This is a genomic window from Pseudomonas sp. 4CAES_32.4 (genome assembly GCF_058136335.1).
Map to the genome: position 1 here is coordinate 2,813,184 of NZ_CM176882.1, position 14,683 is coordinate 2,827,866.

A 14,683-nucleotide genomic window follows, 5' to 3' on the forward strand; every position below is an offset into this window, starting at 1 on the left:
CTCAGGCCTCCTGTCGCTGACGGGCGAGTGACAGGCGCGGACGCAGCAGTGCGCCGAGTTGATACAGCGCAAGCAGCACCAGCGCCGCCCCCAGCGGCCAATGGAACAATTCGCGCTGGGGCTGATGGCTGAGGGTTTGCACCTGATGCGGGGTCAGTTGATCGAGGGTGCTGTAGACCCGGTCCAGCGCGCTGCGGTCTTCGGCGCGGAAGAACTGGCCGCCTGTGGTTTTGGCGATCTGCTCAAGTCCTGGCAGATTGACCTTGGCTTCGCCGTCGGCACTCGGGTCACCAATGCCGATGGTGTGAATGATCACGCCTTTGTTGGCGGCCATTTCGGCGGCGTGATCGGGGGTAATCGCGCTGCTGGTGTCGTTGCCATCGGTCAGCAGAATCAGGACTTTTTCCTGTTCGTGGGCTTTGTCGAGCAACTTCAGGCTCAGGCCGATGGCGTCGCCGATCGCGGTGTTGGGCCCGGCCATGCCAATGCCGGTGTCAGCCAACAGCAGTGACAGACTGGCGTGGTCGAGGGTCAACGGTGCCTGCGGGTATGCGCCGCTGCCGAACACGATCAGGCCGAGGCGGTCGTCCTTGCGCTTGTCGATGAAACCTTGCACGACCTCTTTGACGGCAGCGAGGCGGTTGATTTTCTCGCCGTTGGCGTTGGTGAAATCTTCGGTTTCCATCGATTGCGAAATGTCGATGGCCAGCATCAGGTCGCGCACCGGCTGCTGGCGTTCGATCGGTTTTTCGACGAACACCGGACGGGCCACCGCCAACAGGATCAGCGCCCAGACCAGCAGATTGAGCAGCAACTGCCAGACATTGCGGCGGCTGCCGGCGTTGCTCGGGGCTTCACCGACTGCACGACTCATGGCGCTGAAAAACGGTACGCGCACCGCACTGCGCGCCTCTTTGTAAGCGGGCAGGTAACGGTAGGCCAGCCAGGGCAGTGGCAACAGCAGCAACAGCCACGGGTAATCAAGCTGCCACATGATGATGCTCCACCCAATGTTGGCAGGTGTCGAACAGTGCCTGGCGCTGGGGTGCGGGGAGGGCGCGCAGGGTGTCGTCGGGGGCGTAGGCGAGTTGTGCGAGTTGGGCGCTGAAGTCGGTCGGCAGTTGCTTCTTGCTGTGCTGCTGCAGGAAAACTTGCCAATCCTCTTTCCCAAGCGCCGCCGGTCCCTGTGGGAGCTGGCTTGCCAGCGATGGCGTCCTGTCAGCCAACGCAGATGTCGGATGTGATTGCCTCATCGTTGGCAAGCCAACTCCCACAGGTTCCGTGTTCCACCAATGATGTTTCTGTTTAGGCATCGAGATCGCCACGCGTTTGAGCAGCTCCGGCAATTCGCGCAGCGCATTCAAATCATCACTGCGACCGCGCAACTGCGCCAAACGCGCCAAAGCCTCACGCCGATAAGCATCCCGCCGCCATTGCAGATACCGCCGCGTGCCAATCAACACCGCCGCCAACACCAGCAACGCCAGCAACACCCACCAGCCCCACGTCTGCGGCGCATAACTGACCGGCGCAGGCAGGCCCAACTCCTTGAGTTGGTCGATGCTCGGGATATTCGGATTCAACGCCGTGCTCCGGTACTTCTGCCCAGTTCGGCGCGCAGTTGCGCATGAGCTTCTTCGGCGGTGCTGATCATCATTAGTGGCACCTGGCTGCGGCGCAGCAGGGTGGCGACGTCCTTGAGCCGACCACTGAGAAAATCGCCCAAGGGTTGGTGCACGTTGCGTTTTTCGATGGCCAATTCCACCTGCAACTCACCCTGGGTGACCAGCAAGCGACCGTTGGTTGGCAGCTTCAAGGCCAGCGGATCGTAGACTTGCAGGGCAATCACATCGTTGTGCGCCGACAGTTGCCGCATCAGTTGCAAGGTGCGCTCACCGGCTCCGGCGAAGTCGCTGATGATGCAGATCAAGTGGTCATGTCCGGCCAGTGCGAGGCAGCGCTGCAAGACCTTGTCCAGTTGGTCTTCGTCCTCGGCATCCGGGTTGCTCGCGTCCAGCGCGCGGTTCTGTTCGGCGATACGGCTGAGCAGCGCTTCCACGCGTTTGCGGCTGCGCAGCGGGGCGACGCTGTCGATGCGTTGATCGTTGAACACCAGTCCGCCGACCCGGTCGCCGGCATGGAACACCATCCATGCCGCCAGTGCTGCTAGTTCGGCCGCCACCGCGGATTTGAAACTGCGCTGGGAGCCGAAGAACATCGACATGCGCTGATCGACCACGATCAGCGCCGGGCGGTCACGCTCTTCGGTGAAGGTGCGCACCACTGGTTTGCCGGTGCGCAACGAAGCGCGCCAATCGAGGTGGCGCAAATCATCACCCGGCTGATAGCGGCGCAGCTCGTCAAAGTTCAGGCCGCGACCGCGCAGGCGCGAGGCGTGATTGCCGGCGAGGATGCTGCCCTGCGGCTGGCGGGCGAGAAAACTCAGGTCACGGGCCTTGAACTCCAGCGCCATCAATTGCGCGAGAGAGACGTAGACCAGGCCTTCATCGTTCATGCCGGAATCGCCACTTTGTCGAGAATCCGGTCCAGCACCTGATCGGCGCTGACCCCATCGGCAACCGCGTCGTAGCTCAGCTGCAAACGATGACGCAGCACCGGATGCACCACCGCCCGCACGTTGTCCGGTGAAACGAAATCCTGGCCCTGCAACCACGCATCGGCACGCGCGCAACGATCCAGACCGATGCCGCCACGCGGGCTCGCGCCGATGCTGATCCAGCGCGCGAGGTCTTCGTCATAGTCGCCGGGGTGGCGGGTGGCGTTGATCAGGTCGATCAGGTAGCTGTCGATGGCCGGCGACACATGCACCGCGCTGACTTCTTTGCGTGCGGCGAAGATCACGTCCTGCGACAGGCTGAAACCCTTGGCCGGCGTGGTGCTGGCGCCCTGAGCGAACTCTTCGTTGCGCAACAGACGCAGCACCTGGCTCTCGTTCTCAGCGCTCGGGTAGTCGAGCAATACTTTCATCAGAAAGCGATCCATCTGCGCCTCGGGCAGCGGATAGGTGCCTTCCTGTTCAATCGGGTTCTGTGTCGCGACGACGATGAACAGATCCGGTAGCGCATGGCTGTTGCCGGCCACGGTGATCTGCCGTTCTTCCATGGCTTCGAGCAGCGCTGCTTGCACTTTCGCCGGGGCACGGTTGATTTCGTCGGCCAGAATCAGGTTGCCGAACAACGGGCCGGGCTGAAAGCGGATCTCGTTTTTGCCTTCGACCTGATGCAGCACCTCGGCACCGGTGATGTCCGACGGCAGCAGATCGGGGGTGAACTGGATGCGGCTCATCTTCGCGTCCAGATGCTTGGCCAAGGCTTTGACCGTGCGGGTCTTGGCCAGCCCCGGCAGACTTTCCAGGAGCAAATGCCCGTTGGCCAGCAGGCCCAGCAGAATCTGCCGGATCACTTTATCCTGGCCGAGCACCGCTTCGGCGATGCTCGCTTGCAGGGCGTTGAGGTCGGTAAGTGCAGTCATCGCAGCAGTCCTTTGTGTCCGGTCTAGAAAAACGCCAGGGTCAGGTTGACGCTGAAGCCGTTGCCTTCAGGGCGATTTTTGGTGTCGAACTCCGGCACCCAGCGCGCACTGATGTTGGCTTGGGCGTCGGCGAATTTTCCGCTCCAGCCGATCACGGGGCCGGCACCGACCGAGCGTCCGCGATAGCCGTTGAACGTATTGGCGGTCTGGCCTTTGTCGTCGGTCAGTTGCTGGATATAACCGGCGGCGACACCGGCACTCCAGCCCTCACCGAAGCCGAGCGTCCACAGGGCGTCGAGGCGGAAGATGTTGCCGTTGCGATAGTCGGTTGCATCGTTTTCGGTGTAGCGCTCGAACGCGCTCATCAGGCTGAATTCGCCGCCCTTGCCGTCCAGATGGGTGAACGCCACGGTCGGCATGAACGTGTAGTTGTTCTGCCCGGGGTTGGCCAGGCGATCCTTGTTGTAGGCGCCAGTGGGGACGTAGATCGGCAGCGAAAACGAGATGTGGTTGAACTCGTCGAAGTGATAGCCTGCGGCAATCGGCGTGATCAGGGCGTCCGCGAATTGCGTACCGGAGTCGCTGTCGCCCAGGGTCCGACCGCGCGGGCCGGTGATGCTGGCCTTGATGTCGGTGTATTGCACCGGTACGCCAATCGCCGAGGCATAGTTCCAGCGACCTTTGCCGGTGTCCCAGACATGGGTGAAGTTACCCATGGTGTAAGACACTTTCATGTCGATCCCGCCGCTGACGGCGCCGGAAATCGGTGCACCGTCACTGCCCTTGAGCGAGCCGTCGTACCAGATGCTGGTCAGCGACATCACCCAGCCGGGCTCGGGCGGCACGATCCCGGCGTTGGAAAACACCTGTTGACCGGTAATCGGTCGGCCGACGCCGCCCTCCGCTGCGTAAAGCAGAGGACTGCCGATCATGCACAGCGCCAGTAACGGGCGCACAACGTTAGGCTTGACCATCAATCAATGACTCCGCTTATTGTTTTGGGTTGACCGGGGTCAGTGGCGGCATTTTCCATGCGCCGCTGGCGACTTCCGGTTTTGGCAGGTACAGACGCAAGATCCCGTAGAACGGCCCGTTCGGCGCTGGCAGCCAGTTGGCCTGTTTGTCCTCGCCGGGGTTGTTGTGCTGCACATACAGGGTCAGGCCGCCGTCGGCATCCAGCGCAAGATCCGGCAGCATTCGCGAGTTGGTCAGGTAGCGATTCAGCGGGTTGGCCGCCAACAGTTTGGTCTTGCCGTCGTACATCGTCAGCGACCAGAACGCATCTGCCGGGGGCAGGGCGCCCTTGTCGAAATGCAGGGTGTAATCGTTTTTCGAGGCGTCGACAGGCTGGCCGTCCTTGTCGACGAAATAGCCGATGTAATTCGCTTCTTCAGCGGAGTTGCCAAAGATGCCCATGTTGGCGCCAGCGTAGCGGTACAGGTAATTGCCCTTGAGGTGATCGCGGGTGCCGAAGAAATCCCCACTGGTCACTTGATGGGTGTCGACCTTGTCCTTTTTGAACGCGGCAAATTCGGCTTTGGCATCGCTGATGCCGTCTTCGAGCGCTTTGCGCTGCTCGGCTGAGAGTTTCTTCAGGTCGAACGGCTGGCCAGCGCCGATGCCGATTTTGCCGAATCGTGCGAGCAGATCCTTCTCGACATCCTGCGGCGGCGTGAACGCCAGCATGAAATTCAGGTAACGAAACAGCTCCGGGGTTTCGCTCATGGTCGGCGTGGGTTTCGGCCAGTTGACCTTGGGTGCCGGGGCCGGGGCTTTTTGTTTGAGGTAGTGGCTGAGGGTTTCTACTTTGTAGCCTTTCTGGATCTGCTTGACCTTGGCCAGGTCCTTTTCATCGAACAACTGCGTGCGGTACAGCGCGTAGGTGATGTTGCTTTCGCTGCGCAGCAGGCGGTCGATGTTGACCGGTTGCTGACCTTGCCAATCCGGCCCGGCAATCATGAAATGCCCACCGTTGTTGCCGGTGCTGCGCGTGCCCAGATAGGCGAAATTCTGCGTGTAGGCGTCGATCAGTTGCACCGAGTAATAGCGATGTTCTTCGATCGGTGGCAGCGTCAGGATCAGTGGTTCGGCGCGTAAATCCATCCAGACGAAAGAGTAGGGCGTGTCGGCGTTGGGCGTAACAAACGCGGTGTCCTTGGCGGTGAAGGCTTTGGCCGTGTTGCCGATCTGGTTCAGCGGCGCCTTGTAGTTGGGGCTTTTACTGTCGATGGCCTGGGTGTAGAGGGTTTTGTACATTTCCACCACCGGGAAGCCATACAGATAGGCTTCCCTGGCAATGCCCCGGGCTTCGTCAGGGCTGGCGCTGAAGTCGGCCAGGACGCTGGTGCTCAGAGTGAGGGTCAGGCTGGTCAGCAACAGAATGCGTGTGTGCATGATGCGTCCTTATTTATTGCGCGAGCGTGATGTCGTCGAGTTTCCAGCTCTTGTCGAAATACGCTTCAGTCGGCGCATATAGACGGAAATAACTGAACCAGTGTTTGCCGGGCAGGGTTTGTACCCAGTTGCTTTCCAGGCCCTTGGGCGCGGTCGGGCCGAAGTACAGGTCCACCGAGCCATCGGGGTTCTTCTGCAAATCCTGACGCGAAGAAAGGTCGGCCTTGCGCTGCGGATTGTCGATCAGGCCGCGGCTGGTGATGTCGTAAACAGTCATCGACCAGAATTGTTTGGCCGGCGGGTTGGCGCCAACGTGCAGGCGATAGCTCTTGCCACCGTCGAGCCAGTCACCCTTGGCGTCGGTGTAGGCGCCGAGGTAGGTCTGACCCAGCCCCGGCGTTTTGGAAACCATGCCCTTGGTGTTGGTGACCGCCTCGTAGAACCAGGCACTGCGTTCCCACAACTGGTCGTAATAGGCCACGCGTTGGGATGGCTCGGCGATGTTCAGCACCGTGTCCCAGTGCCGGTCGGGCCAATACTGTGCGTCAGGAAAACGCTTGGCGAAGGTGTTGGCCTTGGCAATCAGTTCGCCGACCTGCGCACCTTGCTCAAGGGCCTGACGTTGATGGGTATTGGGGTTGAAGGGTTTGTCCTTTTCGATACCGAGGCTGGCAAGCATCGCCATGTAGAACCGGTCACGCTCGTTGACCGGTTCCTTCTGAATGATCTGGTGCAGGCGTTCCCAGTAGGCGATGCCTTGAGGTTGCGTGCCGGACCAAGGTTTGCCTTGCGGCGAAAGCAGGCGAGTGTCGCCCGGCTTATTGCGTTGGGCGTACGGGTACATCTTGAACTTCTCGACCAGTGCCTTGCCCTTGGCCGGGTCCGGATCGAGCACACGGAAACCCACCAGCACGTTCATGGTTTCCGATTTGGCCAGGTAATACCGGCCGTCATCTGCTGGTGGTTCGGCTCCGGGTGGCAGAACCAGGTATTTGCCGCCCTGACCCTTATCGGGACCGGTCTGCCCCATGTCGATGATAGCCCGCTGCCAGAAATCACCGATGCCGCCAGCGGTCGGCCCCGGCGGCAACTCGATCACCAGTGGCCCGGTTTCGCTCAGATCAACGAATCCGAGAATGTAAGGCGTGGTGGCATTGGCGGTGATCACCCCGAGCTTGTCTTCGTAGCTGTTGAGCACCATCAGATCGCCGCTGCGCGCGCCGAGCTTGTTGCGAAACTCTTCCTGCCACTGGGCGTAGGACACCAGCGGCAAGGCCCACAGATAACTCTGGGTCGCCTGCTGGAAATCCAGTTCGGCGTACAGTTTGGCAATCGAGTCATGGCTCGGCAGCTCGCCCTCCATAGCGATCTTGCCGATAGGGGTATCGAGGTCCTGGGCGCCGACGCCACAACTGACAAACATCGTCATCAAACTGAAACCGGCGGCTTTGAGGGCTACGTGCATAGCGATTTCCTTACTTGCCAAACGTCACGTTGAGGCCGGCATAGAGGGTGAATTGCGGCAGGCCATCGCCCTTGCGATCAACCGTCCATTGCGGCTCGACGAAGGCGTTGAGGATGTTGCTGCCGGACTTCCAGGCCTTGCCGACGCCCAGGCCGATCGGGATGTAGTGGGTGTCGTTTTTCAGGTCGAAGGTCCAGGTGCCGGTGGAACGCAGATACCAGCCTTTGTCCAGGTTGTGGATGATGAACGGCTGCATCGTTGCGCTTTCGACGTGCGGGCGGTCGTTGTCGCCGGCAAAGGAACTCTGATACTGCACCAGCGCGCCGAGCAGGCCGCGCGGCGAGGAGTCGATGGCCACAGCGGCCAGACCTCCTTGCCACTTGCCGGTGCCGAGTTCGTCCTGCTCGGCGGTCGGCGCGGTGATCAGCGGGCCAATGCCCAACTGCACGCCGTCGGTTTTCAGAATGAAGATATCGAACAGGTTCAGATCGCCAATGCCGGTGCTGTAACCGTTGTGCGGATCGGGGCGGGTGCTGATCGGCAGCGTGGCGCGAACCAGTTGCGGCACACCGATGAAATCGTTCGGCGCGATCGGCAGGGTGCCGCGCAGCAACACGTCATTGGTATGCGCGTTGCTGTCGTAAAGTTTGGGGGTGTAGTAATCCTGAAGATTGGCGCCGGGCGCGACGTTCAACGGGTTGTTGCTTTTGTTCGAGTCCTCGGCGTTGTCCGCCTGCGCGCAACATGCCGCCGCGAACGAACCCGCCAGAAAAAGGGCCTTCCCCACTCGATTGCGCATCATTCCCCGATCCCTTGGTGGCTTATAGACAGCTCGGCGTTGGTCGGCCGTTACGGCGTAATCCCTTTCTTATCAAGCCTGTAGGACACGTCCGATTGACGCTAGCAGCTTATCGGGAGTTAGCCAGTCGAATGGATTAATTCTTTGGTTTTGTGTACGGGTTCACGGGGGATTGTGTACTGAAACGGTTGTGCCGGGGGGGAAGGTGGGTACTGGGGATATTTACACCCTGTCAGGTATGACAGTTGTGGGCGGTGGGGGGGTGGGTGTTTGATTGGGGAAAGGCGTATTGCTGGAGGTAATACGCCATCACTTGGAGGAGCACACAGATGGCTACTGGAACACTCAGGTGGTTCAACGTTAAAAAGAATCTCGGATTCATCACTCAAGACTTAGGGGGAGAGGAGGTTGTACTAGATTTAAAATTTTTCACTTGGAAAGAACTTGACACATTGATCGTTGGCGCAAGAGTGGAGTACACATACATAGAAGACATAGGCATTTGCGTCGCCACATCTGCTCGTCTTATCTAGCGGAATGCAGACCATCGGGCGAGGGAAAGTTCTCCCTCGCCGTTTCAGGGAAGCATCAGCGTTTTTTCGCCATCTCCCGAATCCGCTCCTCCTGCTCCCGCGCCTCCGGCGTGAACTCAGCACCAAAATCCTCCGCCGAAAAGATCTGCCGAATCTCGATCTCGGACTCAGTCCCCGGCATCGGATTCGGACACCGCTTGACCCACTCGATCGCTTCTTCTTTCGACTTCACGTCCCAGATCCAGTAACCGGCGACCAATTCCTTGGTTTCAATGAACGGCCCGTCGATCACCGTGCGATTTTCACCGGAGAAACGCACGCGGGCGCCTTTGCTGCTGGGGTGCAGGCCATCGCATTCCACCAGGATCCCGGCCTTGGCCAGTTCTTCGTTGAAGTTGCCCATCTCGGTAATCAATTCTTCGCTGGGCATGATGCCGGCTTCGGAATCGGCACTGGCTTTGACAAAGATCATGAATCGCATGGCGTGTACTCCGTGAATTAAGGGGATTCGTGAAGTAGTCGAACGGGCTGCACGTGAATCGACAGGGTCTCTGGTAAAAGAGGCGGAGAATTTTCACACCGCAGATCCAATTGTAGGAGTGAGCCTGCTCGCGATGGGGGTGTGTCATATAAGCAGATGTTGACTGACACACCGCTATCGCGAGCAGGCTCACTCCTACAGGGGAATGGCGGTAGTTTTGTATACAATTTTTCGCGCAGGCACCCAACAATTTCAAAACAGGGCATAGGTCGGCGGCCCATTTCGTGGTTAACTTCGGCCTCTTGCATGCTTTCCAATCAAAACACTAGAAGGACTCAAGTCATGGCTCAAGTCACCCTCAAAGGCAATCCGGTTCAAGTCAACGGCCAATTGCCACAAGCCGGTTCCAAGGCGCCAGCCTTTTCTCTGGTTGCCGGCAATCTGTCCGACGTCACCCTGAATGACTTCGCCGGCAAGCGCAAAGTCCTGAACATTTTCCCAAGCGTTGACACGCCGACCTGCGCGACTTCCGTGCGCAAGTTCAACGCTCAGGCCAACGACATCAGCAACACCGTGGTGCTGTGCATCTCCGCTGACCTGCCGTTCGCCCAGGCACGTTTCTGCGGCGCCGAAGGTCTGGAAAACGTACAGAACCTGTCGACCCTGCGCGGCGCCGAGTTCATCGAGAATTACGGCGTGGCCATTGCTGACGGCCCGCTGAAAGGCCTGACCGCCCGTGCGGTGGTGGTGCTGGACGAAAATGACAACGTCCTGCACAGCGAACTGGTCAAGGAAATCGCTGAAGAGCCTAACTACGAAGCGGCACTGTCCGTTCTCAAGTAAGCGCTTTTACAATTGTTAACGGCCTGGCCCTGTCCAGGCCGTTTTCATTTGTGTATCAGTGTTTTGCCTCACACCTTGAAACGTAAGTTGAAGGTAAATTGCCGGTAAAGCTGCTTTGCTAATGTCCCACCAGTGCTTATCGTTCAGCCTCCCGTAAAAGAAGCCCACGCGCCCAATGGTTAATCACTCCATGCAATCGTCTCCCCGCAAGTCCCGTCGCTGGCTGATCAGCCTGCTTGTCCTGTTGGTTATTGCCGTCCTGTGCTGGAAATTCTGGCCAGCCGGTTCGGCCCACAAGGAGGGCGGCGATAAAGCGGCGGCCGGGCATACCGGGCGCTCGGGGATGATGCGGCCGGGCTTCGGTGGTGGCACCGGGCCGATTCCGGTGCGCGTGGCTCCGGCGGTCACCGGCGACTTCCCGCTGTATTACAAGGCGCTGGGCACGGTGACTGCGCTCAACACCATCAACGTGCGCAGCCGCGTCGGCGGCGAACTGGTGAAAATCAATTTCGAAGAAGGGCAGATGGTCAAGGCGGGCGACCTGCTGGCCGAGATCGATCCACGTCCGTACCAGAACGCCTTGCTGCAGGCCGAAGGCACGTTGCTGCAAAATCAGGCGCAGTTGAAAAACGCTCAGGTCGACGTCGAGCGTTATCGCGGCCTGTTTAAAGAAGACAGCATCGCCAAACAGACCCTCGACACCGCCGAAGCGCTGGTCGGCCAGTATTTGGGTACGGTGAAAACCAATCAGGCGGCGGTCAACGACGCCAAGCTCAACCTCGAATTCACCAAAATCCGCGCGCCGATTGCCGGCCGTGTCGGCCTGCGTCAGGTCGACGTCGGTAACCTCGTAACCGCTAACGACACCACGTTTCTTGCGGTGATCACCCAGACTCAACCGATCAGCGTCGCCTTCACGCTGCCGGAAAACAGCCTCGACACCGTGCTTGCGCGTTATCGCAGCGGCGCCAAACTGCCGGCTGAAGCGTGGGATCGTGGCGACACCAAACTGCAAGCCTCCGGCGTGCTGCAAAGCCTCGACAACCAGATCGACGTTGCCACCGGCACCCTGAAATTCAAGGCCCGTTACGAAAACCGCGATCAGGCGCTGTTCCCCAATCAGTTCGTCAACGTTCACCTGCTGGCCGATACCCTCAAGGGTGTGGTGCTGGCACCGTCGGCAGCGATTCAGTTCGGCACCAACGGCACCTTTGTCTATGCGCTGGACGGCGACAAGAAAGTCACTATCCGCCAATTGAAGATCGGCGCCAGTGACGGCGAAAACACTGTTGTCACCGAAGGTCTGTCCGCCGGTGACCGCGTCGTTCTGGAGGGCACCGACCGCCTGAAAGAAGGCAGTGAAGTGGAAGTGGTCAACGACAGCAACCAGGTCCCGACCACCCCGACGGAACACCTGCAAGGCAAATCCGCCGCCCAGACGCCAGACGCTGCGGTCACTGACAAGGCCAAGAAGGGCGCATGAACATTTCGCGGCTGTTCATCCTCCGTCCGGTAGCCACTACCCTGAGCATGCTGGCCATTGTCCTGGCCGGCCTGATCGCTTATCGCTTGCTGCCGGTATCGGCATTGCCGCAGGTCGATTACCCGACCATCCGTGTCATGACCCTGTATCCCGGCGCCAGCCCGGATGTAATGACCAGTGCCGTCACCGCGCCGCTTGAGCGCCAGTTCGGGCAGATGCCGGGCCTGACGCAAATGGCCTCGACCAGTTCCGGCGGCGCGTCGGTGCTGACCCTGCGCTTCAGTCTCGACATCAACATGGATGTCGCCGAGCAACAGGTGCAAGCCGCGATCAACGCCGCGACCAACCTGTTGCCGACCGATCTGCCGGCGCCGCCGGTGTACAACAAGGTCAACCCGGCCGACACCCCGGTGCTGACGTTGGCGATCACCTCGAAAACCATGCTGCTGCCCAAACTCAATGATCTGGTCGATACGCGCATGGCGCAGAAAATCGCCCAGATCAGCGGCGTCGGCATGGTCAGCATTGCCGGCGGCCAGCGTCAGGCCGTGCGGATCAAGGTCAATCCGGAAGCGCTGGCGGCCAACAGCCTCAACCTGTCGGATGTGCGCACCCTGATCGGCGCCTCCAACGTCAACCAGCCAAAAGGTAACTTCGACGGCCCGACCCGGGTGTCGATGCTCGACGCCAACGACCAACTGACGTCGCCCGAGGACTACGCCAACCTGATCCTCGCCTACAAGAACGGCGCACCGTTGCGACTCAAGGACGTGGCGGAAATCGTCGATGGCGCCGAGAACGAACGCCTCGCCGCGTGGGCCAACCAGAATCAGGCCGTGTTGCTGAACATTCAGCGGCAGCCCGGCGCCAACGTCATCGAAGTGGTCGACCGCATCAAGGCGTTGTTGCCGAGTATCACCGACAATTTGCCTGCAGGCCTTGAAGTCAACGTGCTCACCGACCGTACCCAGACCATTCGCGCCTCGGTGACGGACGTGCAGCATGAACTGCTGATCGCCATCGCGCTGGTGGTGATGGTGACGTTTCTGTTCCTGCGTCGGGCCAGCGCGACGATCATCCCGTCGGTCGCCGTGCCGCTGTCGTTGATCGGCACCTTTGGTGTGATGTATCTGGCTGGATTCTCGGTCAACAACCTGACTTTGATGGCGCTGACCATTGCGACCGGTTTCGTGGTCGACGATGCGATCGTGATGCTGGAAAACATTGCGCGTTTCATCGAAGAAGGCGACAGCCCGATGCAAGCCGCGCTCAAAGGCGCGAAACAGATCGGCTTTACCCTGATTTCCCTGACCCTGTCGCTGATCGCGGTACTGATTCCACTGCTGTTCATGGCGGATGTGGTCGGGCGGCTGTTCCGCGAATTCGCCATCACCTTGGCGGTGGCCATCCTGATTTCGCTGGTGGTCTCGCTGACCCTGACGCCGATGATGTGCGCGCGCTTGCTCAAGCGCGAACCGGAAGAACACGAGCAGGGCCGTTTCTATCGGGCCAGCGGTGCGGTCATCGACTGGATGATCGCGGCCTACGGGCGCAAGTTGCAGTGGGTACTCAAACATCAGCCGCTGACTTTATTGGTGGCCGTCGGCACGCTGGCACTGACCGTGTTTCTTTATATGGTCGTACCGAAAGGCTTCTTCCCGGTGCAGGACACCGGGGTGATCCAGGGCATTTCCGAGGCGCCGCAGTCGATTTCCTTCGCGGCAATGGGCGAGCGTCAACAGGCGCTGGCGAAAATCATTCTGGAAGACCCAGCGGTGCAAAGCCTGTCTTCCTACATCGGAGTCGATGGCGATAACGCCACGCTGAACAGCGGTCGTTTGCTGATCAACCTCAAGCCCCACGGCCAGCGTGATCTTTCCGCTAGCGAAGTGATCGCCCGCTTGCAGCCGCAAGTGGACAAGCTGGTCGGTATTCGGCTGTTCATGCAACCGGTACAGGATCTGACCATCGAAGACCGGGTCAGCCGCACGCAGTATCAGTTCAGCATGTCTTCGCCGGATTCCGAACTGTTGAGCCAGTGGAGCGGCCGACTGGTCGAGGCGCTGGCCCAGCGCGCGGAACTGACCGACGTTGCCAGCGATTTGCAGGACAAGGGCCTGCAGGTTTATCTGGTGATCGACCGCGATGCGGCTTCACGCCTCGGCGTTTCGGTGTCGAACATCACCGATGCGCTGTACGACGCTTTCGGTCAGCGGCAGATTTCGACGATCTACACCCAGGCCAGCCAGTATCGCGTGGTGCTGCAGGCGCAGTCCGGGGAAAAAATCGGTCCGCAAGCGCTGGATCAGATCCACGTCAAGACCACCGATGGCGCACAGGTACGCCTGTCGAGTCTGGCTCACGTCGAACAACGTCAGGCGCAACTGGCGATTACTCACATTGGCCAGTTCCCGGCAGTGATGATGTCGTTCAACCTCGCCCCCGGCGTAGCGTTGGGGCACGCGGTCGAAGTGATCGAGCAAGTGCAGAAAGACATTGGCATGCCGGTCGGCGTGCAGACTCAGTTCCAGGGCGCAGCCGAAGCCTTCCAGGCATCGCTGTCGAGCACCTTGCTGCTGATTCTGGCGGCGGTGGTGACCATGTACATCGTGCTCGGCGTGCTGTACGAAAGTTACATTCACCCGATCACCATTCTCTCGACGTTGCCATCGGCGGCGGTTGGCGCCTTGCTGGCCTTGCTGCTCAGCGGCAACGACCTGGGCATGATCGCGATCATCGGCATCATTCTGTTGATCGGTATCGTCAAGAAGAACGCGATCATGATGATCGACTTCGCCCTCGACGCTGAGCGTACCCAAGGCATGGCGCCGGAGCAGGCGATCTATCAGGCGGCGCTGTTGCGTTTCCGGCCGATTCTGATGACGACATTGGCGGCGCTGTTTGGCGCCGTACCGTTGATGCTTGCCACCGGTTCTGGGGCTGAATTGCGTCAACCGCTGGGTCTGGTGATGGTCGGCGGTCTGCTGGTGAGTCAGGTGTTGACCCTGTTCACCACGCCGGTGATCTACCTGTATTTCGACCGCCTCGGTCGTCGCTTTGGCAAAACCGAAGCCGACAGCGAAGAGGTGTCGGTATGAAAGCAGCTTCGAGCTTCAAGCTTCAAGCTTCAAGAGAAAAGCAGCAAGAACTCAGCTACCCGGCTTTTAGCTTGAGGCTTGAAGCCTGGAGCTCG

General features: G+C 59.9%; 13 protein-coding genes. 4 read left to right on the top strand and 9 right to left on the bottom strand.

The genetic code is table 11. The features are described 5' to 3' along the window. Nucleotide 1 precedes the first annotated feature (1 nt). From AC3Y64_RS12670 to AC3Y64_RS12705, 8 genes are read right to left on the bottom strand one after another with little or no spacing between them, the layout of a single operon-like run. Nucleotides 2-994, bottom strand: coding sequence for a vWA domain-containing protein (locus tag AC3Y64_RS12670; RefSeq protein ID WP_489987718.1), 993 nt, complete (start codon nucleotides 992-994; stop codon nucleotides 2-4). Further along, nucleotides 981-1,583: a DUF4381 domain-containing protein gene (locus AC3Y64_RS12675; protein WP_489987719.1), complete on the bottom strand. Its 603-nt coding sequence runs from the start codon at nucleotides 1,581-1,583 to the stop codon at nucleotides 981-983. Before AC3Y64_RS12675 ends, AC3Y64_RS12670 begins: the two co-directional genes overlap by 14 nt. Beyond that, nucleotides 1,580-2,515, bottom strand: a complete 936-nt coding sequence (locus AC3Y64_RS12680) for a DUF58 domain-containing protein (protein ID WP_489987720.1) — start codon at nucleotides 2,513-2,515, stop codon at nucleotides 1,580-1,582. The genes AC3Y64_RS12675 and AC3Y64_RS12680 overlap by 4 nt, the downstream gene beginning before the upstream one ends. Next, nucleotides 2,512-3,492 carry an AAA family ATPase gene (locus AC3Y64_RS12685; RefSeq protein WP_489987721.1) on the bottom strand — a complete coding sequence of 327 codons (981 nt, stop codon included), beginning with the start codon at nucleotides 3,490-3,492 and terminating at the stop codon, nucleotides 2,512-2,514. The genes AC3Y64_RS12680 and AC3Y64_RS12685 overlap by 4 nt, the downstream gene beginning before the upstream one ends. Nucleotides 3,493-3,515: 23 nt before the next feature. Then, the gene (locus AC3Y64_RS12690; protein ID WP_489987722.1) at nucleotides 3,516-4,466 is read right to left on the bottom strand and encodes a SphA family protein; all 951 of its coding nucleotides are present in this window, start codon (nucleotides 4,464-4,466) and stop codon (nucleotides 3,516-3,518) included. A 16-nt stretch (nucleotides 4,467-4,482) separates the two neighbouring features. Continuing rightward, nucleotides 4,483-5,886, bottom strand: a complete 1,404-nt coding sequence (locus AC3Y64_RS12695) for a DUF1254 domain-containing protein (RefSeq protein ID WP_489987723.1) — start codon at nucleotides 5,884-5,886, stop codon at nucleotides 4,483-4,485. 13 nt (nucleotides 5,887-5,899) lie between these two features. Beyond that, entirely contained in the window at nucleotides 5,900-7,351 is a 1,452-nt protein-coding gene (locus tag AC3Y64_RS12700) for a DUF1254 domain-containing protein (protein WP_489987724.1), read from the bottom strand. Nucleotides 7,352-7,361: 10 nt separating this feature from the next. Then, entirely contained in the window at nucleotides 7,362-8,150 is a 789-nt protein-coding gene (locus AC3Y64_RS12705; RefSeq protein WP_489987957.1) for a hypothetical protein, read from the bottom strand. 329 nt (nucleotides 8,151-8,479) lie between these two features. Here AC3Y64_RS12705 and AC3Y64_RS12710 point away from each other — a divergent pair, with 329 nt between their 5' ends. Further along, complete coding sequence (locus AC3Y64_RS12710) at nucleotides 8,480-8,683, top strand: cold shock domain-containing protein (RefSeq protein ID WP_489987725.1); 204 nt, start codon at nucleotides 8,480-8,482, stop codon at nucleotides 8,681-8,683. 55 nt (nucleotides 8,684-8,738) lie between these two features. Here AC3Y64_RS12710 and AC3Y64_RS12715 read toward each other — a convergent pair whose 3' ends face one another. Further along, complete coding sequence (locus AC3Y64_RS12715; protein WP_489987726.1) at nucleotides 8,739-9,164, bottom strand: YciI family protein; 426 nt, start codon at nucleotides 9,162-9,164, stop codon at nucleotides 8,739-8,741. A 342-nt stretch (nucleotides 9,165-9,506) separates the two neighbouring features. Here AC3Y64_RS12715 and tpx point away from each other — a divergent pair, with 342 nt between their 5' ends. From tpx to AC3Y64_RS12730, 3 genes are all read left to right on the top strand, one after another. Further along, nucleotides 9,507-10,007 (top strand): thiol peroxidase, encoded by a 501-nt coding sequence (tpx, locus tag AC3Y64_RS12720; RefSeq protein WP_489987727.1) that lies wholly within the window; start codon nucleotides 9,507-9,509, stop codon nucleotides 10,005-10,007. A 175-nt stretch (nucleotides 10,008-10,182) separates the two neighbouring features. Next, nucleotides 10,183-11,490, top strand: coding sequence for an MdtA/MuxA family multidrug efflux RND transporter periplasmic adaptor subunit (locus AC3Y64_RS12725; protein ID WP_489987728.1), 1,308 nt, complete (start codon nucleotides 10,183-10,185; stop codon nucleotides 11,488-11,490). Beyond that, nucleotides 11,487-14,588: an MdtB/MuxB family multidrug efflux RND transporter permease subunit gene (locus AC3Y64_RS12730; protein WP_489987729.1), complete on the top strand. Its 3,102-nt coding sequence runs from the start codon at nucleotides 11,487-11,489 to the stop codon at nucleotides 14,586-14,588. The genes AC3Y64_RS12725 and AC3Y64_RS12730 overlap by 4 nt, the downstream gene beginning before the upstream one ends. The last annotated feature ends 95 nt before the right edge of the window (nucleotides 14,589-14,683 follow it).